The sequence below is a fragment of the Kitasatospora sp. NPDC127035 genome (assembly GCF_042726075.1).
Lineage (GTDB): Bacteria > Actinomycetota > Actinomycetes > Streptomycetales > Streptomycetaceae > Kitasatospora.
In genome coordinates this window covers 1-25666 of record NZ_JBHXDN010000045.1, presented here as the reverse complement: position 1 = coordinate 25666, position 25666 = coordinate 1, and the positions used below count along the sequence as shown (strand labels likewise).

Genomic DNA, 25666 nt, shown 5'->3' with positions numbered 1-25666 from the left:
GGCGGGCAGGTTAGGCTCAATCCTCCTCCGGTAGCCAGAATCGTTTCGAACGGCCCGGGTTCGTCCGAGACCCCGAACAGGGCCTGCGGCCTGCGCGTTCGGGTGTTGCGAGCGACAGCCGGCCGGTGTTCGAAGCCGCGGGTGTGACCGATGTCACGTCAGGAGCCCGCCCGCCTGCGAACGATCCGGCCGCTCGAACCCTTCGGCGACCGCGCCACGGGTGCGCCGGTCGGGGCCCGGGGGTCAGCGGGCGGCGGCGGTGACGAGGGCTTCGATCTCGGGGACGACGGCGGCGGGCGTGGGGAGGGCGTCGTTCTCGGCGCGGAGCCGGAGCGCGCCGGCTCGGAGTTCCGGGTCCGCGACGAGGCGGGCGAGCAGGGCGGCGTCCACGTCGCCCGACGCGGAGCGCAGGCCCGCGCCGGTGGCGGCGAGGGCGTCGGCGACGGCGAAGCTGTCGGCGCCCTGCGGGAGGATGAGCTGCGGCACGCCGGCCTGCATGCCGGTGAGCGTGCTGCCGGACCCACCGTGGTGGATCACCGCGTCGCAGACCCTCAGCAACTCCGCCAGCGGGGTCCACGGCAGCGGGCGGACGTTGTCCGGAAGGGTTCCGAGGTCACTGAGGTCGGCGCCGCCGACGGCGAGCAGGAACTCCGCGTCGACCGAGGCGGCGGCCTCGATCAGGCGGGCGATCGCGTGGACGCCGTCCACCTCCGTGACCACGGTGCCCAGGGTGACCGCGACCCTCGGCCGGACGCTCCGGCGCAGCAGGCCGGCCGGAACCACGCCGCCGCCGTTGAAGGGGAGGTAGCGCATCCGCAGCCCGCCCGGGTCGCCGCCGAGCGAGGCCGGGACGACGTTCAGCGCGGTGGACTCGGCCGGGGCGGCCACCCCGTACGCCTCGTAGACGTCGGTGAAGTGACCTGCCAGCCGCGCGGCCAGCGAGAGGCCGGAGATGACGCCGAAGTTCTGGAGCGCGGTCGGGATCCCGAGCTTGGCGCCGACCAGTTGGGCGGAGGCCAGGCAGGAGTCGTGGACCAGGAGGTCCGCGCCCCAGCCGTCGGCGGTGGCCAGCAGGTCGTCCACGGTGGAGCGCGAGGCGTGGGCGAAGGCCGCCGCGGCCCGTTCGAGGATCTCGTCCTGGGTCATCTCCGGCCGGGCGAAGCGCATGGTCTCGCCCTCGAAGGCCTCGAAGGAGTCCTTGAGGGACCGGCCGTCGCCGATCTCCACGATCGGAAAGCCGGCCCCCCGGATCGGCTCCAACGGCTTCGGGACGGCGAACAGGATCTCGTGCCCGGCGGCCCGCAGGGCCTGCGCGGTCGGCACCATCGGGAACTGGTGGGTGGGCGCGCCCGGGCCGGTGAAGAGTATGCGCACGACAGTCTCCAGGTCGTTCATCGAATGATCGCCAATTCGGAAGGGCGCGGGCGGGGCCCGCACGCGCCATCATCTGATGAACCGTCATTGCTGCTCCCGGTACGATCGATAACCGGACATTCTCGTACCGGGCGAGGCGGCAGGGGCCCGCCCGGCGCGGTCCGCGCGCTCCCCGGCGTTGTCGGAGGCCGCGTTCGCCCGCCCCTGCGCGGGAGCGGACAACGACGCGGCCGCCGGCCGCCCTCGGGTGGAGGGCGGCCGGCGGCCGGAGGTGCCACCGGGTTCAGGAGGTCGGGTTCCCGACGAGCTGGACCGGGCCGTTCAGGGTGTTCGGGGTGCAGCCCGGAGCGGCCAGGGTGAGGTGGTCACGGGTGTTCACCACGCTCAGCGGGCCGGTCAGGACGGTGCCGCAGAGCTGCACCGTGCCCGCGCCCACCGCCTGGACCGGGCCGGTGATGTCCGATCCCTTGACCACCAGGCTCGCTCCCGCGCGGACCACGACGGGCCCGGTCTGCCGGGCGCCGGTCAGGCAGGTGGTGCCGCGCGAGACGACCAGCGGCCCGGTGTGTCGGCCGGTCACGGTCTCGGTGCAGGCCGGACCGGTCGGGACCTTGGCACGGAAGTCCAGGGCGTAGGCGAGCTTGCCGGGCTTGGCCTCGGTGATCGGGGCGCTCAGCTTGCCGAACTCGCCGCCGGTGGGCTTCTTGCCCGCGTTCCACGGGTTCAGCCGGCCCAGCTCGTCCGCCGTGCGGCCTTCGGTGATCACCGTGTCCCCCGGCACGGCCGACATGGCCTGGGAGGCCGTCCGGACCGCGGCCAGGTACGAGGTGCGGTCGGTCGTACTGTACGAGCCGGGCAGGCCGATGCCCTGGCCGCGGAGCCAGTCGCCCCAGAGGAACTCCAGGTACTCGGCCGCGCCGTCCGGCACCGAGTAGCCGATGTCCCGGGTGAAGTAGACCAGGCTGCGGTACGGGTCGTCGTGGAAGTACGCCAGGCCCAGGTGCTGCGGCAGCTGCTCGACGGTGATCGGCCGGTTCTGCTCGTCTATCAGGCGGACCCAGTTGCGGGCCCGCATCTCCTGCCAGAAGGCGGCCGGGGACAGGTCGCTGAGGTTGGCCTGGACGATGAGGCGCAGGTGCAGCTCCGGACCGCCGTCCGGGGCCTCCAGGAAGGAGGTCAGCGTGTGGTGGCCGTCGGTCAGGTAGAGCGCGCCGCCCGGGCCCACCACGACGGTCTTCATCTCCGCGCGACTCGCCTCGGTCTCCTGGCCCAGCGGGACGGTGCAGGTGAACGTCGCCGGGTCGGCGAGCCGCGCGCCCGGCAGCACCGTGGCGGCCACGCCCTGGCCGTTGGTCTCGCACCAGTCGTCGAAGCGCTTGTTGGCGGCGCCGTTCAGCTCGTCCTTGGGAGAGGTGTAGCGGCCGAGCTTGTAGTACACCTCGTCGTAGCCGACCGAGGGCTGGGTGGGGCGCACCTGGTCCAGGGTCACGTCCAGCAGGTCGCCCGGCCGGGCCCCCGACGCCCCTCCCGGCGCCGACGCCCCTCCCGGCGCCGTCGCGCCGGCCGGGCCCGCCGGGGCGGTGGCCACGCCGGCGGCAGCCGCTCCGGCCGGGGTGGCGAGACCCGCCAGCCCGCCCAGCGCGAGCATGCCGGCCGCCGCGGCGGCGAGCGCGCTGCGGCCCGGGCTGCGGCGCGGGGGGACGGGCGCGGGGACGGGGCCGGTGCTCATGGTTCTCCTGCGGCTCGACGGCTGAAAGCGATCACTGCTGGCGCACATCCATCCATCACTCCCGTCTCGACGGGTGGCCGCAGGGCGTCCCCGGAGTTGCGGGTGCGTGAACCCTGGTCGTCGCCGTTCGCGGGGCCGGGGCCGGGGCCGGGGCCGGCCTCGCGGTCGTAGCGGCGCGCGGTGACGCCCTGCCACGGCGACGACCGCGTGCCGCCCGAGCCGGGGGGTGCCGCCCCGTCCCACCTGCCGAAGCCTGCGCCCGCACCCCCGGATGTTATGGGCCGCTGACATTGGCGCGGCCGGTGCCGCCGCTCACATACTCCTGTGAACGGCAGGTTGATGGGCCACCGACAACCCGAATCGGGTGTCCGGCCCTCCCCCTCCGCTCCCCCGACACCCCTCACCCGAAGGAACCCCCATGCGCCTTTCCCGACCCCTGTCCGCCGCGGGAATCGCCCTCGGCCTGGTCATCACCGCACCGGCGTTCATCGGCACCGCCGCGGCCGCCCCAACCCCCATCGTCGGCGGCGAACAGGCCACCTCCACCTACTCGTTCATGGGATCCATCCAGGTCAACGGCGGCCACTACTGCGGCGCCTCGCTCATCTCGCCCGAGTGGATGGTCACTGCCCTGCACTGCACCTACGGCCGCAGCGGCCCGCTCCAGCCCTCCGCCCTGCGCATCCGGATCGGCTCCAACGACCACCTCGGCGGCGGCACCCTGACCGGGGTCTCGCGGATCGTCCGCCCCTCCGACGACCAGAGCATGGCAGGCCAGGACATAGCCCTCCTGCGCCTCAGCAGCAGGGTCACCAACACGCCCGTGCCGATCACCTCCACCACCCCGCCCGACGGCTCCGCCACCCGGCTGCTCGGCTGGGGGCAGACCTGCCCGCAGAGCGGCTGCTCCACCTCCGCGCCCCGCTACCTCAAGCAGCTCGACACCAAGGTGCTGCCCGACAGCTCCTGCAGTGACATGGTGAACAGCCGCGAGCTGTGCATCGCGGGCACCACCTCCGCCACCGCCTGTTACGGCGACTCCGGAGGCCCGGCCCTGATCACCCGTAACGGCCGGCGCGAACTGGCCGGCGCCACGAGCCGCAGTGGCACCGACAGCGACACCTGCGGAGTCGGCGGCGCCATCTACACGGACCTGGCGTCCTGGCGACCCTGGATCCAGGAGTACACCGGCGCCCTCTGAGCCGTCGCTCCTGCGGCGCGACCCCCGCACGAGGGGTCGGGCCGCCGGACCGCGGCCGGCCCGGGTCGCACGACCCCGCTCCGGCCGCGGTCCGCCGGTCGGGAGATGACGGACCGTCAGGTACGGACCAACGCCCCACACTTCACGCCCCACGTCTCACGTCCCGCGTTTCACGCCAGAACCGTGGACATGACATGGGGGCGTGAACTAGCCTCGCTCAGCCATGGAACTGGAACTGCGGCACCTCCGCATCCTGCTGGCGATCGCCGACGCGGGCAGTCTGAGCAGGGCAGCTGCCACCCTGATGCTCTCCCAGCCGGCGATGACCACCCAACTGCGCAGAATAGAAGCCTCGTTCGGCCAGCCCCTCTTCGAGCGTTCGGCTCGCGGGGTCACTCCCACACGGGCCGGTGAGCTCGTGATTCTGCATGCCCGTGACGCGGTGGCCAGCGCCGACCGGATTCGCGGCTGCCGTCTCCGGTCGGCGGTCGGCCTGGAGCCGGTGACGGTGGGCGGCAGCTCCGGCCCGTTCCTGGGTCATCTGGCGATCCACCTGCCGGCCGTCCTGAGCAACCCCGTGAGCTTCGTGCAGTGCGCGACCACGGGGGAGGCCATGAGCCGGGTCGCGGACCGGTCCATCGCCGCAGGGTGCCTGGTCGACCTAGAGGGCTTCGGCGCGGCGCCGCCCGACGGAGTCGTCGTCGACGTCATCGGACTCGAACCCGTGGTGGTCGTCCTCCCTGCCGGGCACCCCCTCGCCCGACAGAAGCGGGTCGACCTCGCGGGCCTCGCAGCCGAGACCTGGCTCCTCCCGCCCCACGATCCCGGCTGCGACGACTACGGGGCGCTGGTCGCGGCCTGCGGATCCGCCGGATTCGCGCCGTGCGTCTCACCGCTCCGCATCGGACAGGTGGGCATCCTGTGCGACCTGGTCACCCAGGGCGTCGGCCTCACCCTGCTGCAGGGATCGGCCAGAGCCCGGGAGGGCGTGGTCATGCGAAGACTCGCGGGCGACCCGCTCCTCGGAAGACACGTGCTGGCCCTGCACCGCGAGTCACCCCTCATCGGCGCCCGGTCGCTGCTGCTGGCCCTCGTCCGGGACGCCTTCGACGCCCGGTGCGTCAAGCCGGACTGACGCCCCGGAGGGAGAGCGGCTCGCCCACCACCCACGGGCTTCGAGTCCGTCTGCGGCAACCGCGACCGGGCGCCGTTGCCGGGAACGGGCGTAACACCCGCGTGCCGGCCGTCGATTTACTTGACAGTTCACCGCCAAATCCGGGGCGCCCGCCCCTTCGCGGAGGTGGCGATGCCCACCGCCCGCGCCATCCCCTCCCCTTCGTCCCGGGGAGACCGACCCCACGTAAGGACCGTCATGTCCCACTCGAAGTGGTTCACAGCCATCGGCACCGCCGCGGCCATCACCGTGATCATGGCGCCTGCGGCGCAGGCCGTGTCCACACCCGACGCCGCACGGACCGGCGCCGCCGCCGTGACCACCCTCTACTACGACGCCACCCGGGCCGCCGGCTGGGAGGCCGCCGTCTCGGCCGGCGTCGCCTCCTGGAACGCGAACACCAAGAACGTCAAGCTGGTGGCGGCCCGGCCCGGCACCCGCGCCGAGATCCAGATCGTCGCCACCACCGGCTGGCCGCAGGCCACGCTGGGACCGGTCCGTCCGGGCGGCCAGGCCCGGGTGGAACTCGGGAGCCAGGCGGTCACCGAGGGCCACGACAAGACCCGCATCGCCGCCCACGAGATCGGCCACAACCTCGGCCTGCCGGACACCAAGCCCGGACCGTGCTCCCAGTTGATGTCGGGCTCCAGCGCCGGCACCACCTGCAAGAACGCCGTCCCCAACGCGGCCGAGCGGTCCCGGGTCGAGTCCGCCTACGCCGGCCGCACCGCCGCGCACGACCCGGCGGAAGGCCACCTGCTGGTCGACGCGTCCTGACCGTGCGGCGGCGAGGGCAGCGCCCACTGTCCTCGCCGCCCCGGACCGGGTGCGGGGCCGGTGCGCCGCGATGCCCGGCACACCGGCCGACGCCGATCGGCCCCCCTCGTGATCCTCCACGTGCCCGACAGTCACACGGCTCCGCGGAAAGGCGACTGACGCACCACCCGCCCGGCCCGCCCCTTCGCGCCGAGGCCACCTGGCTACGCTCGACCGCACGGGCGTACGCCGCAGGCCACGTCGTCCGGACCACCCCGCACGAGGCACGACAGTCGAAACGGCACAGGGACGAGCATGAGCAACCCACTGCAGGACCCCGGCTTCCTCCGGAACCCGTACCCCGTCTTCGCGGCACTCCGAGGCACCTCACCGGTCCTGAGGATGCCCGGCGGAGGAGGGAGGCCGAGCTACCTCGTCACCGGCTACGCCGAAGCCAGGGAGGCGTTCACCGACCCGCGGCTGTCCAAGGACACAGCGACCTTCTTCGCCGGCAAGGGCACCGGACGCACCCTGCACCCCGCCGTGTCCCGGAGCATGCTGGCCACCGATCCACCCCGGCACACACGACTGCGGAGCCTGGTGACGAAGGCGTTCACGCCGGGCGCCGTCGCGCGGCTCCGCCCGTACATCGCCCGCGTGACGGACGAGTTGCTCGACGCGTGGGTGCCCGGCGAAGTGTCCGACGCCGTCGAGAGCCTCGCCGTCCCGCTGCCGGTCACCGTCATCTGCCGACTGCTGGGGGTTCCCGACGCCGACCGCGCGGCGGTGCGCACCTGGTCCGAGGAGCTCTTCGCGGCCGGACAGCCCCAACGGATCGACGCCGCCTCGCACGCCGTCGCCGGCTACATGGCCGACCTCGTCGAAGCCAAGCGCCGCACCCCCGACGACAGCCTGCTCCACGACCTGATCCGTGCCCGCGACGGCGAGGACCGGCTCGGCGAGGACGAGCTCGTCTCCCTCGCGGTGCTCCTTCTCGTGGCCGGGCACGAGACCACCGCCAACCTGATCGGCAACGGACTCCTCGCCCTGTTGCAGGCCCCGAATGCGTTGCACCGCCTGCGAGATGAGCCGGCACTGGCGAGCAGCGCCGTGGACGAGCTCCTCCGGCTCGACTCCCCCGTGAGCACGGCCACCTTCCGGTTCACCACCGAGGACGTCCGCCTCGGCGGCACCGAGATCCCCGCAGGATCCCCGGTGCTCATCGCGCCCGGCGCCGCCAACCACGACCCCGCGCGCTTCCCCGCCCCGGACCGGTTCGACCTCGACCGGGACACCAAGGGGCATCTCGCCTTCGGGCACGGCATCCACCGGTGCCTCGGAGCACCCCTCGCCCGCGCCGAGGGTGAGATCGTGTTCCGGGCCCTCGCCACGCGCTTCCCCCTGCTCCGTCTCGCCGTGCCCGCCGGGGAGTTGGAGTGGCGGAACACGAGGCTGGTGCGGGGCCCGGTCTCCCTGCCGGTGCTGCCGTGACCGTGCCTCACGCGCCGGCTCCGCCCGCTGCCTGCTCATCGCCCACCGCCCACGCCCACGCCCCGGGCCATCCGGCTACTGGTGTTGACCCGGGCGGGTGAAGGTCCCCTCCGCCAGGCATCGGAGCCGGTCAGCGAAGGTACGAGGTCCTGCTGTTCGTGTCGCCTCCCGACAGCGAGGTTCCCGTGTCACCTGTCCGACAACGGCGGCTGCGTCCGCCGCACGTCCTGTCCGCGTTGCTGGCGGTGGCGCTCGGTACGGGCGCCGCCTCGCTGGCCGTCACCTCCCCGGCCGCCTCCGCGGGGATCCCGAGGGCCGGAGCCGTCCGGGCGGACTCGAAGCCGGTGCCCGAAGCGGCCGAGCCGAAGCCCCGGGGGGCCGGGACGCAGCGCCCGATCGGCCCCGACCCGGTGGTCGACCTGCTGGCGCACGGCAACCTGACGATGGCCTCCAACTCGGTTCTGACCTGCGACGACAGCGACGGCTCGGTCTGCAACGACACCGAGGGCACCAACAACGGCCGCACCAAGTTCGTGAAGACCGACCCGAACGCGCCCGGTGACAACGCGTCCTCCGCGCAGCTGGTGATCCCGGCCGGGGCGGAGGTCCTGTCGGCCCGCCTGTACTGGCAGTTCAACCCGACCAACACCAGTACCGCGGGCGGCACCTCCGGAGACATCAACGCCGGCAACCTGGTGTCCTGGAAGGTCCCGGGCGGCACCTCCTACGAGCAGCTCACCGCCGACACCTACGACTGGTTCGACCAGCAGGTGGGCGGTACCCCGCCGGAGCCGCTGCTCGCCGGTGCGGGCGTGAAGGACGTCACCTCCCAGGTGAAGGCCGCCGGCCCGGGCAGCTACACCGTCGCGGACATCCAGGCGTGCGCCGGACGCTCCTCCGCCCAGAACTCCGGTGGCAACAACGTGGGCTGCTGGGGCGGCTGGTCACTGGTGGTGGCCTACCAGAACCAGGCGGACCCGCTGCGCTACCTCCAGGTCTGGGACGGCTTCCAACTGCTGCGCTCCCCCGACAACCTGGCCACGCTCACCCTCGCCGGCATCCGCACGCCCGCGACCGCCCCGCCGGCCACCATGGGCGTCACCGTCGGCGACGGCGACGTACCGATCGCGGGAGACCAGCTGCTGGTGGGCGCCGCGGCCGACAGCCTCACCCTGCTGCCGATGCCCGGTCCCACCGTCGCCACCGACAACGCCTTCACCAGCCGGATCGACACGGTCAACGCCGACGGCACCGGTGCGAACCTCACCACCCGCGACCCCGCGCCGGTCAACAACTACGGCTACGACGCCCGGACGATCGACGTCACCGGCAAGATCCCCGCCAACAGCGCCCAGGCCGTGCTCCGGATCAACGGCGCGGGCGACGCACTGCACCCGCAGGCGGTCTGGCTCGCCGTCGACGCCCTCGAACCGGACCTGCAGATCACCAAGGCCAACACCCCGCCCGGCAACCCGAACGACAACCCGCCCGGCCTGGTCGGCCCCGGCGAGACCATCACCTACACCTTCGCGGTCGCGAACCGCCACCAGGACGGCACCACCGCCGACCTCGACACCGCGACCGGCGTCACCGTGACCGACCCGATCCCGGCCGGCACCACCTTCGTCCCCGGCTCCAACCCCGCCTGCCAGGCGAGCGGACAGACCGTCACCTGCACGGTCCCCGACCTGGCCCCGGGCGCCGAGGCCAACGTCACCTTCCAGGTCACCGTCGACGCGGCGACCGCCGTCGGCACCCACCTCGACGACACGGCCACCCTCCGCTTCCAGGGCAACCAGACCCAGCGCGTCCAGGAGCGCACCAGCAACACCGTGCGCAACACCGTCGCCGCCGTGCCCGGCTACACCGTCGTCAAGTCCTCCGACCCCGCCACCGCCAAGCCCGGCGACACCGTCCGCTACCGGATCCGGGCGACCAACACCAGCCGGAGCGACGCCCCCGGCGTCACCCTGACCGACGACCTGTCCGGCGTACTGAACTCCGCCGCCTACAACAACGACGCCGCTGCGGATTCCGGCCGGGTGCAGTTCGCCGGCACCGCCCTGACCTGGACCGGGGACCTGCCCGTCGGGGCCACCGTGACCATCGACTACTCCGTCACCGTACGCTCCCCGCTGGCCGCCGACGTGGTGCTGCGCAACACCGTCGCCTCCGACAGCTACCCGAACAACTGCCGTCCCGGCTCCACCGACGCGCGCTGCCGCGCCGAGGTCCCGGTGACCGGCCCGAGTCCCAGCCCGAGCCCGAGCCCGAGCCCCAGCCCGACGTCCTCACCGAGCCCGACGTCCTCACCCAGCCCCAGCGCCGGCGCCAGCCCGACCGCTTCGCCGAGCCCCGGCCCGACCACGAGCCCCGGCCCGGTGCCCGGCAAGAGCCCGACCCACGTCCCCCCGCCCCGCCCCGACCACGGCGGCCACCTGCCTCAGACCGGCAGCAACGCGGCCAGGGTCCTGCCCCTCGTCGGCCTCGCCGCGCTCGGCACCGTCGCGGTGGGAGCGCTCCTGTTGCTGAGGAGCCGGCGCACCCGCTGACTCACGCACCCGCTGACTCCCGCACCTGCGCAATGCCACGGCCGCGCCCACGCCTCCCGCGTGGGCGCGGCCCCGTGCTGCCGGACGGGCCGCGGGGCCGGGACCAGCAGCCGGCCGGGGTCAGCAGCCGGCCGGGGTCACGGTCGGGGCCGGGTCCCGGCCCGGGTCGGTGCGGTGGGGGCGGTGCGAGGGAGCCGGACGGCTGCGGCGAGGCCGATGAGGGCGGCGAGGGCGAGCGTGGCCATGGCGGCGGCGTAGGCGTTCTGGGTGAGGTTGGCGACGAGGATGGTGCCTGCGACGGCGGTGCCGAAGGAGGAGCCGAGGTTGGAGATGCTCCGGGACAGGCCGGAGATCTCGCCCTGCTGGTCCTCGGGGAAGGCGGACTGGACCATGTTCACGGAGGGGGTGAGCATGACGCCGAGGCCGAGGCCGATCAGCAGCAGCCCGGGGGCGAACGCCCAGGCGCCGGGTCGGCCGGCGACCAGGGCCAGCAGGAGGGCGATGCCGAACACGGCGAGGGCGAACCCGCTGATGATCAGGGTCCGTTGGAGGAAGCGCCTGGCGAGGCGTTCCGCGGCGAGGGAGGAGGCGAGCACGCCGAGGGTGGCGGCGGTGAAGATGACGCCGGTCTCGATGGCGTCTTAGCCGCGGACGACCTGCAGGTAGGTGGCGACGGTGAACGAGGTACCCATGAGGAGCAGCCACTGGGCGTTCTGGGTCACCAGGCCGAGGTTGGCTGTGCGGTTGCGGAAGAGGCTGGTGGACAGCAGTGGTTCCACCCCGGCGCGCTCCTCGCCGCGGATCCAGTGCAGGAACCAGCCCAGGACGAGGGCGCCGGCGGTGATCAGGCCGAGAGTCAGCCACAGGTTGTCGTCGGCGGCGAGGATGCCCGTGACGATCAGGACCAGCCCGCCCGCGGACAGGACGGCGCCGCGCACGTCGAAGTGGCGATCGGGGTCGGCGGGGAGCGGGTCGGCGATGTTTCGGCTCAGTGCGATGATCACCGCGACCACCAGGGCCTGGAAGACGAACGCGGCGCGCCAGCTGATCGCGGAGGTGATCAGGCCGCCGATCAGCGGGCCCGCGGCCGCACCGACGCCGCCGGCCGCCATGATGACCCCGAACGCGCGGGCGCGGGAGGTCAGGTCGGGGTACAGCAGCGTGGTGAGGATGTAGACGGGGGGAATGAGCAGGGCGGTGCCGACGCCTTCGAGGAGCGAGTTGCCGAGGATCAGCACGCCGAGTCCGGGGGCTACCGCACTGAGGAGCGCGCCGACGCCGTAGACCGTGAGGCCCGCGAGGAAGCAGCGCTTGCGGCCGAACCGGTCGGTCGCCTTGCCGCCCGGGATCATCAACGCGGCCATGACGAGCAGGAACACGGTGATCGCGACCTGCACGCCCTGCACGGTGGTGTCCAGGTCGTGGCTGATGTCGTTGATCATCACGTTCATGTTGGAGCCCGCGAAGCTGCAGATGAACTGCGCCAGCGCGAGTGGTGCCAGCATGCGTGAGCCGGCGCCCGACCGGGCAGGACGGGCGTGTTCGCCGGCGGCGGGATCCTCGGTCACGGGAGCTGGCCTCTTTTCACGGCGGAAGGATCAGGCGCCCGACAGCGTCTCTCCATGGCACCGCCAAACTCGGCCCGCCGCATCCGGAACGGCAGACCGCACCTGCGGGCCGTCGCCGCGGCGGGTGATCCGCCGGGCGCTCCCTACTCCCCCGGGCCGTCGGGCGTCGGGCCGTCGCGGGATCCGTGGAGCGGCTGCGCGCCGCCTGCGACCGCAACGCCGGACCCGCGGTCGGATTCGGCCCGTGGGCGGCGACCGGCACCGCGGTGGTCCGGGCCGGAGCTGCCTTCGAGATCTACCGACACCTCGTGCCCGGCTCCGTCGGCCGCGCCGCCCGGCTCCTCGGCCTCCGCCTCGCCGCCCGACCACGCGGAGGCCCTGCCCCTGGGCCGGGTCCGCGCGGGTCGGACGGTCAGCCGGGCCCGAGGTTCGCCCGTGCGAAGCTCACTTCCTGTCAATCACATGTCAGTACACTGTCGTTGCCCACCATCGGGTGGGTACTCCATGGCGCCGTGGGTCGGTGTGACGACGAAGGGAGAGTCCGGTGAGCAGTCTCAACAAGGGTCTGGAGCGGATCGAAGTAGGCCTGTTGTGGGATCCGAGCCCAGCCGGCTCGGCACGTCACGATCTGGACCTCGTCGCCGCGACGTACACCGCCGACGCCCCGTCCGTCGCCCCCTCCTACCTGGTCCACTTCGACAGCCGCGCTCCCGACGGCACCATCACACTCACCAGGGACAGCCGCGACGGCAAGGGCCTCGGCGTCGACGAGCGTCTGGTCCTGGAGCTCGACCGTCTGGCGGACCGCTACCGCCGGGTTGTCGTGGGCGTCGCCATCCAGCAGAACGCCGGCCGGCTGACGTTCGGGGACATAGCGAACCCCGTGCTGAAGATCCGGAACGGGCGCGACGAGTTCGCGGTCGTGGACTTCTCCGGCACCGGTGAGGCCACGGCGGCGAGGGTCGCGGAGTTCGTCCGGGACAGCTCAGGGGTCTGGGGATTCCGGCCCGGGGTCCACGGATTCGACGCCGATCCGGCGACCTTCGCGAGGATCATGGGCACCTGAAGCCTGCCGCAGCAGGCTGGGGCGGGTAGGCCGGGATTCTGTCCGAGCCGTACGAGTCGGTACCGCCCGCCGGCCGGCGCCCCATCAGGGTCTCAGCCGTACCGCTCGACGAGCGCGCTGCCGATCGAGGCCAGGCGGTCCCGCACACCCGGAGGGCCGGTCACGTCGAGCCATTCGACCAGTCCGGCGAGCTCGCCGGCGAGCGCGTACTCGTTGTAGCCGCGGATCACGACCTCGACGCGGCCGTCGGTCGTGGAACCTCCCACGACGAGCCGAGGGCCGAGCATCATTCGGAGCAGGCCCATCCCGTCGGGCGCGCACACCGCCTGGATCTCCAGGGGCGTCCGCCTGCGGTCGACCTCGTCGGCGATCTCGCGCCAGCTCGCGGCGAGGTCGAAGTCCGCGGGTCGCCGCGCGGGATCGCCGGTCGGGTCGACGGAGGACACGCGGTCGACCCGGAAGGTCCGCCGACCGGCCCCGGTGTCGGCGACGAGGTACCACGACGGACCTTTGGCCACGATTCCCAGCGGGTGGACGGTCCTCGCGGTTTCGGCGCCCTTGCCGTCGACGTAGCCGAGCCGCACCTGGACGCCTCGGATCACCGCGTCCTGGAGCTCGTCGAGGAAGCGGGCCGGCCGGTGCTCGACCGGGCTCGACCCCCATCGTTGCGGGTCCATGACCAGCGACGACGCCGCGGCCTCGGCCTGCACCCGGAAGGGCTCCGGCAGGGCGTGGACGAGCTTGCGCAGAGCCGCTCTCACGGCCGGCGTCGCGGCCGAGGCCTGGCCCGCGACCAGGAACAGCGCACGGGCCTCACCCGCGGTCAACCCGGACAGGTCGGTGCGGGCGCCGCCCACGAGGCGCCAGCCGCCGCCCCGGCCCTGCACGGAGTACACGGGCACCCCGGCCGTGGCCAGGGCGTCGAGGTCGCGGCGGGCGGTGCGCTCGGACACCTCCAGCTCTCGGGCGACCTCCGCCGCTGTCACCTGCTCGCGCCGTTGCAGCAGGAGGAGGACGGCCACCAGCCGGTCGGTTCGCACGCCGGCAACACTTCCACACAAAACCGGTCATGGGGTGACCGGGTTCGTCGGCAGGATGGCGACATGGCCTCAGGGGCGAGTCGCACCACCCGCGACCGTGTCGGCCCCCGGCCTGCCGGGGCTGCACCGGCGCCGTCGTCGGGAACCTTCGCCGCCTGATCGTCCCGAATCCCGAAAAGATGAGGAAGAAATTCAGTGTTCAATCCATCCGATTTCCCCGAGCCCACCGTTGTTCCGGTCAACGGCGTGGAGCTCGAAGTTTTCGAAGCAGGTCGACAGAATGCCGGAAAGCCCATCGTGCTCTGCCACGGCTGGCCGGAGCACGCCTTTTCCTGGCGCCACCAGGTGCCCGCCCTCGTCGCAGAGGGATACCACGTCATCGTCCCGAACCAGCGAGGTTACGGCAATTCGTCCCGCCCGGCCGACGTCACGGACTACGACCTTGCACACCTGTCGGGTGATCTCGTCGGACTTCTCGATCACTACGGGTACGAGGACGCCACCTTTGTCGGTCATGACTGGGGTGCCATGGTCGTCTGGGGACTGGCCCTGCTGCATCCGGACCGTGTGAACAAGGTGATCAACCTGAGCCTGCCCTACCAGGAGCGCGGAGAAAGGCCCTGGATCGAGTCCATGGAGGAGGTACTCGGCGGCGACTTCTATTTCGTCCACTTCAATCGGCAGCCGGGCGTCGCGGACGCCGTGTTCGAAGAGAACACCTTCCAGTTCCTTCGCAACATCTACCGGAAGAACGAGCCCCCCAGGGAGCCTCGGCCGGGTATGGCACTGATCGATCTCGCCAGGGCGGAGAAGCCGCTCGGTGAGCCCGTGATGAGCGACGGCGAACTGGCTGTTTTCGTCTCCGCCTTCGAATCGGCGGGGTTCACGGGCAGTGTGAACTGGTACCGGAACCTCGACCGCAACTGGCGCTTGCTGGCGGACGTGGACCCGATCGTCCGGCAGCCCACACTCATGATCTACGGCGACCGGGACACGGTGCGCAGGTCCGAGAACCTGGCCGAGTTCGTGCCCCAGGTGGACGTGGTCAGCCTGGACTGCGGCCACTGGATCCAGCAGGAGAAGCCGGTCGAGACGAACCGGGCGATCTCGGAATGGCTGAGGCGGCACGAGAGGGCCTGAGGATCCGTCCGGTCGATCATGTGATTCTCCGGGCCGGTCCTTCTCCTGAGCGGCTCGTCGAACCAAAGGCCGGAATCGTCGGGACGAACGGAAGAGTTCGCCGACGGACCGACGCGGCCGGGTCGGGGGCAGGCGCGCCTGTCCTTGACCTTGCCGCAACGTCATGGTTTTCACTGGGTTCATGAGAATCGGCGAAGTCGCGGCGCTGGTCGGGGTCACCCCGCGGGCCGTACGGCACTACCACCATCTGGGGCTGCTGCCCGAACCCCTGAGACGCAGCAACGGGTACCGCGAGTACGGCATACGGGACGCCGTCCTGCTCGCCCGGATCCGTCGGCTGACCGAGCTCGGAGTCGGACTCGACGAGGTCAGGGACGTCCTGGCGGACGCCGAAGGCCATGACCTGAGAGAGGTCCTGGAGGAGCTGGACGCCGACCTGGCACGGCAGGAGGCCCTCCTGCGGGAGCGACGGTCGCGGCTGGCCGCGCTGCTGGTTCAGGCGCAGGAGGGGTCCCTGCTCCCCGGGGGACCGGTCTCGCCGGAGCTCGCCGGTCTGCTGGCCTCGCTCGGCGGCGCCGATGACTCGCCCGCGGCCGTGAAGGACCGCGAGCACCTGGCGTTCCTCGACGCCGCGACCCCGGAGGAACGGCGGGTGTCCCTGATGGCGGCGCTGCAGGAGATGTCCGAGCACGCGGGACAGGTCTACGGCCTGCTGGACGACCTCGTCGGTCAGGCGCCGGACAGTCCGCAGGTGGCACGGGCGGCCGAAGCGTTGGCGGCCCTTCTGCCCGACAGTCTGGCGGCGCACGTTCCCGGCGCAGGCGCGTGGGGCCCGGCCGGGGCCCTCTACGAGGACCTGGCCCCGGCCCAGGCCGCGGCCGTGCGCCGCGCGCTCGGACTCCTCAAGCGACGACAGGGAGAGTCCGCATGACCTCCACGCCCCCGGCGCCCCGGCCGCAGCCCGCCGGCACCGCGCCACCGAAGCGCCCACGGCTCGTTCCGGTACCCGTGCTGCGCGTCCTCGCACACGAGCGACGTGTCATGGAGAGCCTGGTCCGGTGGGTCACCCGCCGGCCGCACGGCACCGACGGAGCCGACGCGGTCTTCACCCACGGCCGGGACCAGGCCACGACCATGTACGCCCTCACCTTCGCCTGTGTGGTCGAGACCGGCGCCCTGTCCCTCCTCCTCGCCGGCCTACCCGTCCTCCACGCCGTCCTCCTGGTGGTCGACGTCTACACCGTGTTGTTCGTCCTCGGGCTGCACGCCGCCTCCCGCACCCGGCCGCACGTCCTCGCCGGCCGCACCCTGCGGATCCGGCAGGCGGCCGGCGTCGACATCCGCCTCCCCCTCGACCGGATCGCCTCCGTCCGCCGCGACACCCGCTTCACCCACGAGAAGAAGGACGGCGAACTCAACCTCCCCATCGCCTCACAGACCTCCGTCACACTCGAACTCACCGAACCGGTCGACGCACCGACCTTCCTCGGCGCACCCCGCCTCGTGACGGTGATCAGGCTGCACGCGGACGACCCACAGGCCCTCCACGACGCCGTCACGCGAGTACGGTTCACGCCCGGACCGGGCCCGGAGGCAGCCTCGCAGACCTGACCCGGGTCCGGGTCCGGGTACGGGTCCGGTCCGGCAGGACCGCCGCCCTGCCCGCGGGCCCCGATGGCCCCTTGGTCCCCTCAAGTCTGTTGTCCTGTAAGGGAATCAGCCATTCTGCGTGTCCGCACCACACGCGAGCATCGGAGCCGTCAGTCTGGTGAGAGGTTGAGGGGGCCGGCGCCAGGGCCCTGTCCGCCCGTTCCTCCCTGCCCTCCCGTTCCTCCCTGCCCTCCCTGTCCTCCCGTTCCGCCCTGTCCGCCCTGTCCGCCTCTGCCGGAAGTGTTCTTCATGAGTTCACCGCCGTCGTTCTACTCACAGGCCGGAAACTTCGGGAGTGCGGTCGCGGGGGGTGTGGATCCGCGGACCGGACTGTTCAACGTGCGGATCTCGTTGGGGAATCTGGTCGGCAACCGCAATCTCGGGCCGTCGCTGCCGCTGGTACTGGGCTACTCACCGCTCAACGGCACCGATGCGGGCCTGGGGCGGGGCGTCTCGCTGGGGTTGACCGCCTACGACCGGGACAACCGGCTGCTGGTCCTGGCCTCCGGAGAGCAGTACAAGGTCCAGGAGACCGACAGCACGGTCGTCCTGAGGCAGAAGAAGCTGGACACGGTGCGCGTCACCAAGGACCGGGACGCGTACCGCCTGGTGCACAAGTCCGGCGACGTGGAGATCCTCACCGGGCCGCGGAACGCGTTCGGCCTCAAGGTGCCCACCACGCTGCTGACGCCCGCCGGGCACGCCCTCGGCCTGACCTGGGACTTCGGCCACGGCTCGGTGCCGCGTCTCAAGGCGGTGAACGACGAGAACGACACCCTGCTGACCGTGGACTACACCGGGAGCGCCAAGGCCACCCTGACGGTGCTGCCGGGGCACTCCGAGGGGTATCGCGTGGAACTGCGCTTCCAGGACAGCCTGTTGTCGAGCGTGCACCACTTCGGGCTCGGCGCGGACGCGCCGCTGGTCTGGAGCTTCAGCTCCGAACCGGTGGGACGGCAGGGGGCGTGGGGCTCCTGGATCACCCGGGTCGGCATGCCCGGCGGAATGTCCGAGACCGTCTCCTACTCCCAGGGCGGGACGGGTCACCGGTTCCCGGACTCCGCCGGACTGCCGGCCCTGCCCTACGTGACGCGGTACGTCCGCAGACCGGGCGGCGACCAGCCGCAGACCGAGGTGGACTACAGCTACACCGACAACAACTTCCTCGGCGGCCGCTCCGGTGCTGCCTGGAATTCCGACCTCGACAGTCTCTACGGGGTCCTGACCGGCTACACCTACGGTTCCACCGAGTCGGTCACCACCGGGGGCCGCACCACGAGGACCACCCGCACCTTCAACACCTACCACCTGCAGACGGACGAGACGACAAGCCGCAACGGCTGTTCCCGGCAGGTTCGCACCGACTACCACGCGGTCGTCGGCCGGCGGTTCGAGCAGCAGGACGACCGCTTCCAGCTCCCGAAGACCCGCACCGTCACCTGGACCGAGCCGGACGGCCGATCACGCGCCGAGGTCACACAGACCGACTTCGACGACGCCGGCAACCCGCGCAGCCGCACCGATCCCGACGGGACCCGGACCGACTGGGAGTTCTACCCCACGGGCGGCAGCGGATCGGACTGCCCGCCCGATCCCCACGGATTCACCCGGTGGCTCAGGGCCGTCACGCACACGCCGCCGGGCACCGGGTTCGACGCACCCGCCGTCAGGACGTCCTACTCCTACACCTCGTACGCGACACCGGACGCGCGGGTGCCCACCGCGGTGGTGAAGTCCTCGGAACGGCACTACGCCGACGGCCGGCTCCTGCGGAGGGAGGACCTCGCCTACGGCACCTCGGGCGCGGAGTTCGGCCGCATCACCGCGCTGGCCGAGGTCGAGTTCCCGGACGGCGAGGGCGGCGACTCCTACACCGCGTCCCACGCCTTCACCTTCCGGACGGACGGTGAGGCGCTGGTCCAGACGCACCGTCTGACGACCCACGACCGGTTGACGACGATGCGCTCGCAGCGACGCTCGCGGTTCACCGGGCGCCTGTGGTCGGCCACCGATCCGCAGGGCAACACCGTGACCACGAGCTACGACGGCCTGGGCCGTACGCTGGCCCGCACCACCCACCCGGGCACCCCGTACGAGGCGACCGAGACCCACACCTACGAGGTGGGGACCTCCGCCCCGTTCGTCACGACATCCACGGACCCGCTGGGCAACCAGCGGCGCGTCAGCTTCGACGGCGCCGGGCGGCCGGTCGTCGGCGAGCGCCGGCACACCGGCGGCGACGGCACCTGGCAGGTCGTCCAGCGCGTGAGCTACGACGAACTGGGCCGCGCGGCATCGGAGTCGGTGACGGACCACCTGCCCGACGGCGGCGGCAGAGCGGCCGAGCTGACCCGGACCCTGTCCTACGACGACTGGGGCCGGCTGTCGGCAATCGCCTGCGACGACGGCACCGGCCGGCTCACCCGGATCGACCCGGTCTCGCTGACGGCCACGGTCCAGCAACTGGGCGGCGGAAGCCCGGTGTCCGGAACGGGGGTGACCACCTTCAACACGCGGGGCGAGCCGGTGGCGACGGAGCGGTTCGACCTCAAGGGCGCCCCCTCCGGACGGCGCACACTGGAGCACGACGGCCGGGGCCGGCTGCGCCGCGAGACCGACGAGCTGGGGAACACCACGCAGTACGACTACGACATGCGCGGCCGGCTCACCCGCACCACCCTGCCCGACGGCACGGCCGTCACCCGCGCCTACGCACCGTTCTCCTCCGGCGGCCTCGCCACGACGCTCACCGTGGCCGGAATCCCCTACGGCGCGCAGACCTTCGACGGCCTGGGCCGACTGACCGGCACCAGCTCCGGCGGACGCACCTGGTCCTACCGGTACGCCCACGACAGCGGCCCCCTCCCCACCCAGGTCACCACCCCCGACCAGCGGCAGATCACCTACGCCTTCGTCCCCCAACTCGGCAACGCCGTCTCCCGGGTCCAGGCCGACTCCCTCACCCAGAGCCTCGGGCACGACCCCGTCTCCGGCTTCCTGACGAGCGCGCAGGAGGCCGACGTCACGGTGACGCGCGACTACACCCCCGCCGGCCTGCCCCGCACCGAGACCACCACCCGATCCGGCGGTCCCGGCGTCACCGCGCGATGGACCTTCACGCCCGGCGGCCTGGAAACCGGCTACACCGGAGTGGACGGCACCGCCCGGCAGACCCTGCGGGACGCCTTCGGCCGGATCACCGCCATCACCGACCCGGCGATGGGCGTGTCGCTGGGCTACGGCTCCGACGGCCGCCCGACCTCGTGGACCGTCAGGGACCCGCAGTCCGGGTACACCCTGACCACCACGCTCACGCTGGACGACTTCGGCCGCGAGGTGACGCGCTCGACCCGGGACAGCCGGGGCCGCACCTGGTCGCTCACCCAGCAGTGGCTGGACAACGACCTCCTCGCCCGCAGGACGTCCACCTCCGGCACGACGCTGCTGCGCGACGAGACCTTCGGCTACGACGGCCGCAACCGGCTCACCGCCTACACCTGCGCCGGACCGACGCCCCCGACCGACGCCCAGGGCAACGGGATCACCGCGCAGACCTTCGACCACGACGCCTTCGGCAACGTCACCCGGTGCCGGTCGCAGTACGCCGACGGCTCCGACACCGCGATCTACCTGTACGAGAACCCGTCCGACCCGTGCCAGCTCACCGGCATCACCCACACCGGCGGCACCCACCCGCCCCGGATCACCCTGGCCTACGACGCGGCCGGGCGCCTGATCACGGACCGGGCCGGGCGCACGCTCGCCTACGACCCGCTCGGCCGCCTGCGCTCGACGGGCCCGGCGAACGAGTACGGCTACGACCCGCTCAACCGGCTGCTCACCCAGCGGACCGACGGCCACACCACCGTCCTCCACTACCGAGGCGAATCCCTCGCCGCCGTCACCGAGGACGGCCGGCCCGCCCGCCTCCTGCAGCTCGGCAACGGCGCCTACGTGGCCCAGTCGCGCGACGGACGCACCCGGCTGCTCACGACGGACGGCGCCGGCACCGTCCACCTGGCGGCCGGCGCCGAGGGCCGGGAACCGTACGCCCGCACCCCTTACGGCGAACGGCCGGTCGGCGGCGCCGACAGCCTGCTGGGCTTCACCGGCCAGCGGAGCGACCCGATGACCGGCTGGTACCACCTCGGCAACGGGGCCCGCGCCTACGATCCCGTCCTCCTGCGGTTCACCACCCCCGACACCCTGAGCCCCTTCGGTGCGGGCGGCGTCAACCCCTACGCGTACTGCGCGGGCGACCCCGTCAACCGGGTCGACCCGTCGGGCCACCTGAGCTGGCAGGCCTGGCTCGGCATCGGCCTGGGCATCGCGGGCCTCGCCCTGGCCGCCGTCACCGGCGGCATGGCCATCGTCGCCGCCGGAGGGGTGATGGCCGCGATCAGCGCCGCCTCCGCCACCACCCTGGTCGTCGGCACGCTCGGCGTCGCCTCCGACGTCACCGCCATCGCGAGCGGTGCCCTCGAAACCGCCTCCCCCAAGGCCTCGGCCGTCCTCGGCTGGGTCTCGCTCGGCACCGGGGCGGCCGGGCTGGCCGAAGGCGGCGCGCGCCTGGCCCGCCTCGGGGCCGAGCGCGCCCCGGGCTTCGCCGAGGAGGCCGCACGCGGCTTCGGAGGGCCGGCGAAGAGGAAGGCCACGCTCGGTCTGAAGCTCGCGAAGACCGATCCCGAGCTCCACGGCCTGCCGGTCGTCCTACCGGACAAGACCCCCTGGGACATGTTCGTCATCGAGAACCGCAACGGTGCGAGGGTCTGGGTCAGCGAAGGCGAGGTCGACGGAGTCATGGTCAGGAGGGCTGCCCTGAACGCGGCGGCGCGCGGCAAAAAGGTCGACATTCTCAGCGGAACACACGGCGCCGAGCTCGGGGAGCGCACCGGCGCGGAAGCGAAAGCGGAGTTCTACCACCAGGACGTCGGCGGCAGGCCGCACGCGGCCACGGGGCAGGAGAGCCTCTGGTCGCCGAACGTGTACGTGCACAACACGCCCCGCCTGTCGTTCGACCGGATCGGGGAGATCCTGCGGGGCGACTCCAGTCACGAAATCATCGTGGGCTTCTGCTGCAGCCGCAACGACGACGCCGTCCGGGAGTTCCTCGGCCTGGACGCCGGCTACTCGTACTCGCCACGTTTCGCCGGATTCCACACGGCGCTCTGAGACCCTGCCGCACGCCGCCGCACCATCTCGGACGAACGAAGGAGACCACGCATGTCGACATGGACCAGCGTGTCGAAGCTCTCGATCATCCTCGTGAGCGGAGACGAGACGTGCGACATCTACGCGAACGGGCGGAACAGGATCGGCGTGATGATCAGTATCGCGCCGACCGACGGCGACGGGGATCCCGTCGAGGTCGACTCCGCCCACCTGCTCGACCGCCTGTGGCTGATCGACTACGTCACCGAGTCGACACTCAACTGGAACGGCACCTCGGGCTGGTGCTACACGGACACCACCAACGCCTTCACCGCCACCCCCGGCCTGTCCGGTGAGCGCGCCGAAGCCTCGTTCGACGACGACGGAACCCAGCTGGTCACGTTCTACGTGTACTGCGCCCCCGGAGCGAGCCCGAAGTCGATCGGCGTCCAGGTCAAGACCGACAGCGACCACATCATCAAGAGCTCCTTGAACGGAACGCACCGGGCGAAGGTCAGGCTCAATCCGCGGAAGGCCCTGACGTACACGCTGGCGGACGTCGCCTGGGACTACTCGCGAACGTCGACCAAGTACGGCGAAGACACGAAGTACGTGACGACGAACGCCTGGAACTACTACCTGTCCCTGCGATCCCCGGACAACTACTTCGTCACCTTCTCGGTGAGCAACTACTTCAGCGGATCCGGCTACGACGGGTTCTTCGCCTGCAACATCACCCCCGACAACCACCACAAGAACTTCTACGGCGGCTACGTCTGGTACCACGAGCCGCACGGTTCCGCGTACTACTTCGACAGCGACGGGCGCAGCGAAGCGCAGGTCGTCAACTTCCCCGACGGCAACAAGTGGTGGGACTACGCGAAGATCTACAACCGGGACAACCCCGATCAGTACCTGTGCTTCACCTGGGTGCACTCCACCACCGGCGGCAACGGATGGCACCTTCCGAACGGGCCGCTGGACACGTGGAGGGAGTGGTTCGCCCCGGAGATCCACGCGTACGACAGGTACGGCAACTGGGGCGCCTTCTGGGTGGACGGAGGGGACATCGTCGGCGGCCTCAACCTCTACGATCTCAACCAGTAGGAAACGAGGTTCGAAGACCGCCGTCCGCATCCATCCCGCCCGCGGCGGAAGGAGGCGTCGATCTCCGCGATCTCCGCGATCTCCTCATCGAGGGCCGTCACCCCCTTCGCGAGGCGGGCCACCACGGAGGCGGCCAGTTCCGCCCCCGGCAGGGCTGTGTGCCGGGTTTCGGCCGCCTCGCCGCCGCCGGCTCGTCCCGTAGGGCCCGATGATGAGCACCGACGCCACGCCCAACCGCTCCTCTCTCGCCGGTTGACTCACGGACGCCGCCCAGGCCGTCGCCGAAGTCCTCACCGCCGAGCACCCCGTCCCGGCCTCCCCTTCCTACCTGCATCCGGTCCTCGGCCCGTTCGCCGCCGGGCCCCGCTTGGCCGGCGAACTGAACGCCCGGCTCGACGGAGAAATCGCAGGCGCCGCCAAGGGGCGTCTCGTACCCTCGTCCTCACCGGTTCGCCGAACAGCCACTGAGGATTGTGTGAAGCACTTCGATCTCCATGCCAGGATTCCGTTGCTCGTGAAGACCATGGCCGCTGCCGACCACAGCCCGGATGCTCAGCTGGTACAGACACGCCACCGCGCTTCACTCGTGGCGAGCTGGGACATCGAGCCCGGATCCACCGTCCTCGAACTGGGGTGCGGGCAGGGCGACATGACCGCCGTCCTCGCGGAAGCCGTCGGTCCCCAGGGACGCGTGGTGGCCGTCGATGTCGCCGATCCGACCTACGGGGCGCCGGTCACGCTCGGGGAATCGGCGGCCCGGCTCGCGGCGAGCCCGCTCGGGCCGCGCATCGACTTCCGCTTCAGCACGGACGTCCGCGACCTGTCCGTCGACTTCCCCTCCGACGCCTTCGACCACGTCGTGCTCGCCCACTGCTCCTGGTACTTCGCCTCGCTCGGGCACCTGCGCGACACGCTGGCCCGGGTGCGGCCCTGGGCGCGCCGGCTGTGGTTCACCGAATGGGACCTGACGCCCACCCGCGGCGACCAGCTGGCGCACCTGCTCGCCGTACTGATCCAGGGCCAGATCGAGGCCGCGGGCTCACACGGCGAGGGCAACATCCGCACGTCCTTCTCCCGCGAGGCGCTGCTGCGGCTCCTGCCCGAGACGGGCTGGACAACGGACGGCGACGGGCCGGTCGACACCGACGCACTCCAGGACGCGGACTGGGAGATCACCGCCTGTCTCGACCTGACCACCGGAGGAGAACGATTGGCCGCGCTTTCCGAACCGGTACGGCAACTCGTCCTCAGCCAGAGCGACGTCCTGCGGACCGTCGCCGCACCGCACGGGAACCGCCCGCTCGCAGCGTACTGGGTCACCGCACGCTGAAGTGCCACCCCGGCCAGACCGTCGAACTTCGACGAGACCGGCCACGCTTCAGTCTGCGGCCGGGTCGGGGCGGTCGCCGGGCTCGGCGGCGCCCACCGTCCACGGCCGCCCTGCGCTGCGGACCTTGCGCTCCAGCGCCGCCATGTCGCGGCGGCCTCTGCTCGGCTCCAACGCCGTTCTCCCTCTTCGGGCTCCTGTACGGCAGCACGCCTAGCCCTCCTTCAGCACCTCGCACAGCTGGGGCACTCCCTCCAGTTCGCCCATGGCAGAGCGGACGGCGATGAGGATGGCCTCCGACGCTCCGAGCGGTGGCACGGGTTGGGGGCGAGTATCGATGCGGGCCACGGCCGATAAGCCCACAGGGCCGCCCTCCACCACGGTGGAGGGCGGCCTCACCTCGTGTGACCTCCTGGAACTCAGGGGCCGGTCGGTGGATATGCCTGGACAAATCTCAGCAGTCGCACCTGTAGCGCCTGTCAGTGGTGGGTCATAGCCTGAGCGATCAAGCGAACGGACGAGGCGCACCGTTGCGTCTCGACACTCGGCCAGGAAAGCTGAGTCCGGCCACGGACAAAAGCTGGAGTGCCGGCGACGGCGTCGACGCCCTCGACGTGGAGATCGAGGCCGTCGACCAGGCCGAAGGCGGCATGGACGACCGGCGGGCGTTCACGCCGTCATGCTGCTGATCCGCACCGCCCGAGAACAACGCTGCTCGCGCCGCGTCGGCTCACTCTCGGGGCTGGTTCTGGCTTCTCAGCACCAAACTGGCATTTCACCCTGGCGGTTCCGGGGCGGCACAACGCGCTCAACGCCGCTGCGGTGTTCGCCGTCGGCCTGATACTCGGGGCCGAGCCCGCCGATTTCCAGGCCAATCCGTCACCGCCGATCAGTCAGAAACGTCAGCAGAAGGTCAGCATCGGTACGAGCAGACCTTGCAAATCGCGCGTAGACCTGAGAATCAACGGCCCCGCACCTACCCCCCCCGAGGGGGCAGGTGCGGGAGACGGAACTCGCTCTGCCAATGACCTTGAGATGCCCGAAAAGTCCAGTCGGTAGCGACAGGGCACAGATGCTTTCCTCGAAGCATCTCCCCAGGTCAGCGCACCCTACCGCGGGGCTTGAGGGGTAGGGCCGGGAGTTCGGGGGCGTGGAGGCGGGGGCCGTCGTAGCCGTGGACTTCGCCGAAGCGGGTGCCGGTTTCCCAGTCGTTGCGGGCTTGGGTGATTTCTTCGCCGGATCGGCCGATGAAGTTCCACCACATGACGAGTTTCTCCTCGAAGGGGTGGCCGCCGAGGAGGAGGAGGGTGGCGTCGGTGTGGGCGTGGAGGGGGAGGTGG

The 25666-nt window shown here is 71.8% G+C and carries 20 protein-coding genes; 13 read left to right on the top strand and 7 right to left on the bottom strand.

Translation table 11 applies throughout. The features are described from left to right. Positions 1–243 precede the first annotated feature (243 nt). Together ACFWIC_RS27035 and ACFWIC_RS27030 are read right to left on the bottom strand one after the other, a co-directional pair. Positions 244–1374, bottom strand: coding sequence for a glycosyltransferase (locus tag ACFWIC_RS27035; RefSeq protein WP_355404799.1), 1131 nt, complete (start codon positions 1372–1374; stop codon positions 244–246). Positions 1375–1657: 283 nt separating this feature from the next. Further along, complete coding sequence (locus ACFWIC_RS27030; protein WP_380520207.1) at positions 1658–3103, bottom strand: ParB/Srx family N-terminal domain-containing protein; 1446 nt, start codon at positions 3101–3103, stop codon at positions 1658–1660. A gap of 418 nt (positions 3104–3521) precedes the next feature. Here ACFWIC_RS27030 and ACFWIC_RS27025 point away from each other — a divergent pair, with 418 nt between their 5' ends. The 5 genes from ACFWIC_RS27025 to ACFWIC_RS27005 all read left to right on the top strand — a co-directional run bounded on the left by ACFWIC_RS27025 (position 3522) and on the right by ACFWIC_RS27005 (position 10277). Next, positions 3522–4304 carry a S1 family peptidase gene (locus tag ACFWIC_RS27025; protein WP_380364715.1) on the top strand — a complete coding sequence of 261 codons (783 nt, stop codon included), beginning with the start codon at positions 3522–3524 and terminating at the stop codon, positions 4302–4304. A 223-nt stretch (positions 4305–4527) separates the two neighbouring features. Next, positions 4528–5439, top strand: a complete 912-nt coding sequence (locus ACFWIC_RS27020) for a LysR family transcriptional regulator (protein ID WP_380359179.1) — start codon at positions 4528–4530, stop codon at positions 5437–5439. Positions 5440–5676: 237 nt separating this feature from the next. Next, positions 5677–6255 carry a snapalysin family zinc-dependent metalloprotease gene (locus ACFWIC_RS27015; RefSeq protein WP_380520206.1) on the top strand — a complete coding sequence of 193 codons (579 nt, stop codon included), beginning with the start codon at positions 5677–5679 and terminating at the stop codon, positions 6253–6255. Between the two features lie 294 nt (positions 6256–6549). Next, entirely contained in the window at positions 6550–7725 is a 1176-nt protein-coding gene (locus tag ACFWIC_RS27010) for a cytochrome P450 (protein ID WP_380520205.1), read from the top strand. A 185-nt stretch (positions 7726–7910) separates the two neighbouring features. Beyond that, positions 7911–10277, top strand: coding sequence for an LPXTG cell wall anchor domain-containing protein (locus ACFWIC_RS27005; protein ID WP_380520204.1), 2367 nt, complete (start codon positions 7911–7913; stop codon positions 10275–10277). 137 nt (positions 10278–10414) lie between these two features. Here ACFWIC_RS27005 and ACFWIC_RS27000 read toward each other — a convergent pair whose 3' ends face one another. Further along, complete coding sequence (locus ACFWIC_RS27000; RefSeq protein ID WP_380520203.1) at positions 10415–10873, bottom strand: MFS transporter; 459 nt, start codon at positions 10871–10873, stop codon at positions 10415–10417. A gap of 45 nt (positions 10874–10918) precedes the next feature. After that, positions 10919–11845, bottom strand: a complete 927-nt coding sequence (locus ACFWIC_RS26995; RefSeq protein WP_380520202.1) for an MFS transporter — start codon at positions 11843–11845, stop codon at positions 10919–10921. 544 nt (positions 11846–12389) lie between these two features. Between ACFWIC_RS26995 and ACFWIC_RS26990 the strand changes: the two genes are divergently transcribed. Then, positions 12390–12911: a TerD family protein gene (locus ACFWIC_RS26990; RefSeq protein WP_380359165.1), complete on the top strand. Its 522-nt coding sequence runs from the start codon at positions 12390–12392 to the stop codon at positions 12909–12911. A 92-nt stretch (positions 12912–13003) separates the two neighbouring features. Here the strand turns inward: ACFWIC_RS26990 and ACFWIC_RS26985 are convergent, their stop codons facing one another. After that, positions 13004–13951 (bottom strand): helix-turn-helix transcriptional regulator, encoded by a 948-nt coding sequence (locus tag ACFWIC_RS26985; protein WP_380520201.1) that lies wholly within the window; start codon positions 13949–13951, stop codon positions 13004–13006. A 195-nt stretch (positions 13952–14146) separates the two neighbouring features. Between ACFWIC_RS26985 and ACFWIC_RS26980 the strand changes: the two genes are divergently transcribed. The 6 genes from ACFWIC_RS26980 to ACFWIC_RS26955 all read left to right on the top strand — a co-directional run bounded on the left by ACFWIC_RS26980 (position 14147) and on the right by ACFWIC_RS26955 (position 24329). Continuing rightward, positions 14147–15091, top strand: a complete 945-nt coding sequence (locus ACFWIC_RS26980) for an alpha/beta fold hydrolase (RefSeq protein WP_380359159.1) — start codon at positions 14147–14149, stop codon at positions 15089–15091. A gap of 181 nt (positions 15092–15272) precedes the next feature. Next, complete coding sequence (locus ACFWIC_RS26975; RefSeq protein WP_380520200.1) at positions 15273–16022, top strand: MerR family transcriptional regulator; 750 nt, start codon at positions 15273–15275, stop codon at positions 16020–16022. Beyond that, positions 16019–16702 carry a hypothetical protein gene (locus ACFWIC_RS26970; RefSeq protein WP_380520199.1) on the top strand — a complete coding sequence of 228 codons (684 nt, stop codon included), beginning with the start codon at positions 16019–16021 and terminating at the stop codon, positions 16700–16702. The genes ACFWIC_RS26975 and ACFWIC_RS26970 overlap by 4 nt, the downstream gene beginning before the upstream one ends. 288 nt (positions 16703–16990) lie before the next feature. Beyond that, entirely contained in the window at positions 16991–21913 is a 4923-nt protein-coding gene (locus ACFWIC_RS26965) for an RHS repeat-associated core domain-containing protein (protein ID WP_380520198.1), read from the top strand. A gap of 51 nt (positions 21914–21964) precedes the next feature. Then, positions 21965–22999, top strand: coding sequence for a hypothetical protein (locus ACFWIC_RS26960; RefSeq protein WP_380520197.1), 1035 nt, complete (start codon positions 21965–21967; stop codon positions 22997–22999). Between the two features lie 523 nt (positions 23000–23522). Then, entirely contained in the window at positions 23523–24329 is an 807-nt protein-coding gene (locus ACFWIC_RS26955) for a class I SAM-dependent methyltransferase (RefSeq protein WP_380520222.1), read from the top strand. Between the two features lie 48 nt (positions 24330–24377). Here ACFWIC_RS26955 and ACFWIC_RS26950 read toward each other — a convergent pair whose 3' ends face one another. Next, the gene (locus ACFWIC_RS26950) at positions 24378–24500 is read right to left on the bottom strand and encodes a hypothetical protein (RefSeq protein ID WP_380359144.1); all 123 of its coding nucleotides are present in this window, start codon (positions 24498–24500) and stop codon (positions 24378–24380) included. Between the two features lie 356 nt (positions 24501–24856). On the opposite strand from ACFWIC_RS26950, the gene ACFWIC_RS26945 reads away from it, so the two are divergent. Further along, the gene (locus ACFWIC_RS26945; protein ID WP_380520196.1) at positions 24857–25015 is read left to right on the top strand and encodes a hypothetical protein; all 159 of its coding nucleotides are present in this window, start codon (positions 24857–24859) and stop codon (positions 25013–25015) included. Positions 25016–25425: 410 nt separating this feature from the next. On the opposite strand, the gene ACFWIC_RS26940 is transcribed toward ACFWIC_RS26945, so the two are convergent. Then, positions 25426–25666 (bottom strand): pirin-like C-terminal cupin domain-containing protein (locus tag ACFWIC_RS26940; RefSeq protein WP_380520195.1); only part of this gene is annotated, 241 nt, incomplete at its 5' end.

Coding starts and splice junctions, on each gene's coding strand:
- ACFWIC_RS27030 (WP_380520207.1), bottom strand. CDS start 3,103: ATGAGCACCGGCCCCGTCCCCGCGCCCGTCCCCCCGCGCCGCAGCCCG.
- ACFWIC_RS27025 (WP_380364715.1), top strand. CDS start 3,522: ATGCGCCTTTCCCGACCCCTGTCCGCCGCGGGAATCGCCCTCGGCCTG.
- ACFWIC_RS27020 (WP_380359179.1), top strand. CDS start 4,528: ATGGAACTGGAACTGCGGCACCTCCGCATCCTGCTGGCGATCGCCGAC.
- ACFWIC_RS27015 (WP_380520206.1), top strand. CDS start 5,677: ATGTCCCACTCGAAGTGGTTCACAGCCATCGGCACCGCCGCGGCCATC.
- ACFWIC_RS27010 (WP_380520205.1), top strand. CDS start 6,550: ATGAGCAACCCACTGCAGGACCCCGGCTTCCTCCGGAACCCGTACCCC.
- ACFWIC_RS26975 (WP_380520200.1), top strand. CDS start 15,273: ATGAGAATCGGCGAAGTCGCGGCGCTGGTCGGGGTCACCCCGCGGGCC.
- ACFWIC_RS26970 (WP_380520199.1), top strand. CDS start 16,019: ATGACCTCCACGCCCCCGGCGCCCCGGCCGCAGCCCGCCGGCACCGCG.
- ACFWIC_RS26965 (WP_380520198.1), top strand. CDS start 16,991: ATGAGTTCACCGCCGTCGTTCTACTCACAGGCCGGAAACTTCGGGAGT.
- ACFWIC_RS26960 (WP_380520197.1), top strand. CDS start 21,965: ATGTCGACATGGACCAGCGTGTCGAAGCTCTCGATCATCCTCGTGAGC.
- ACFWIC_RS26955 (WP_380520222.1), top strand. CDS start 23,523: ATGGCCGCTGCCGACCACAGCCCGGATGCTCAGCTGGTACAGACACGC.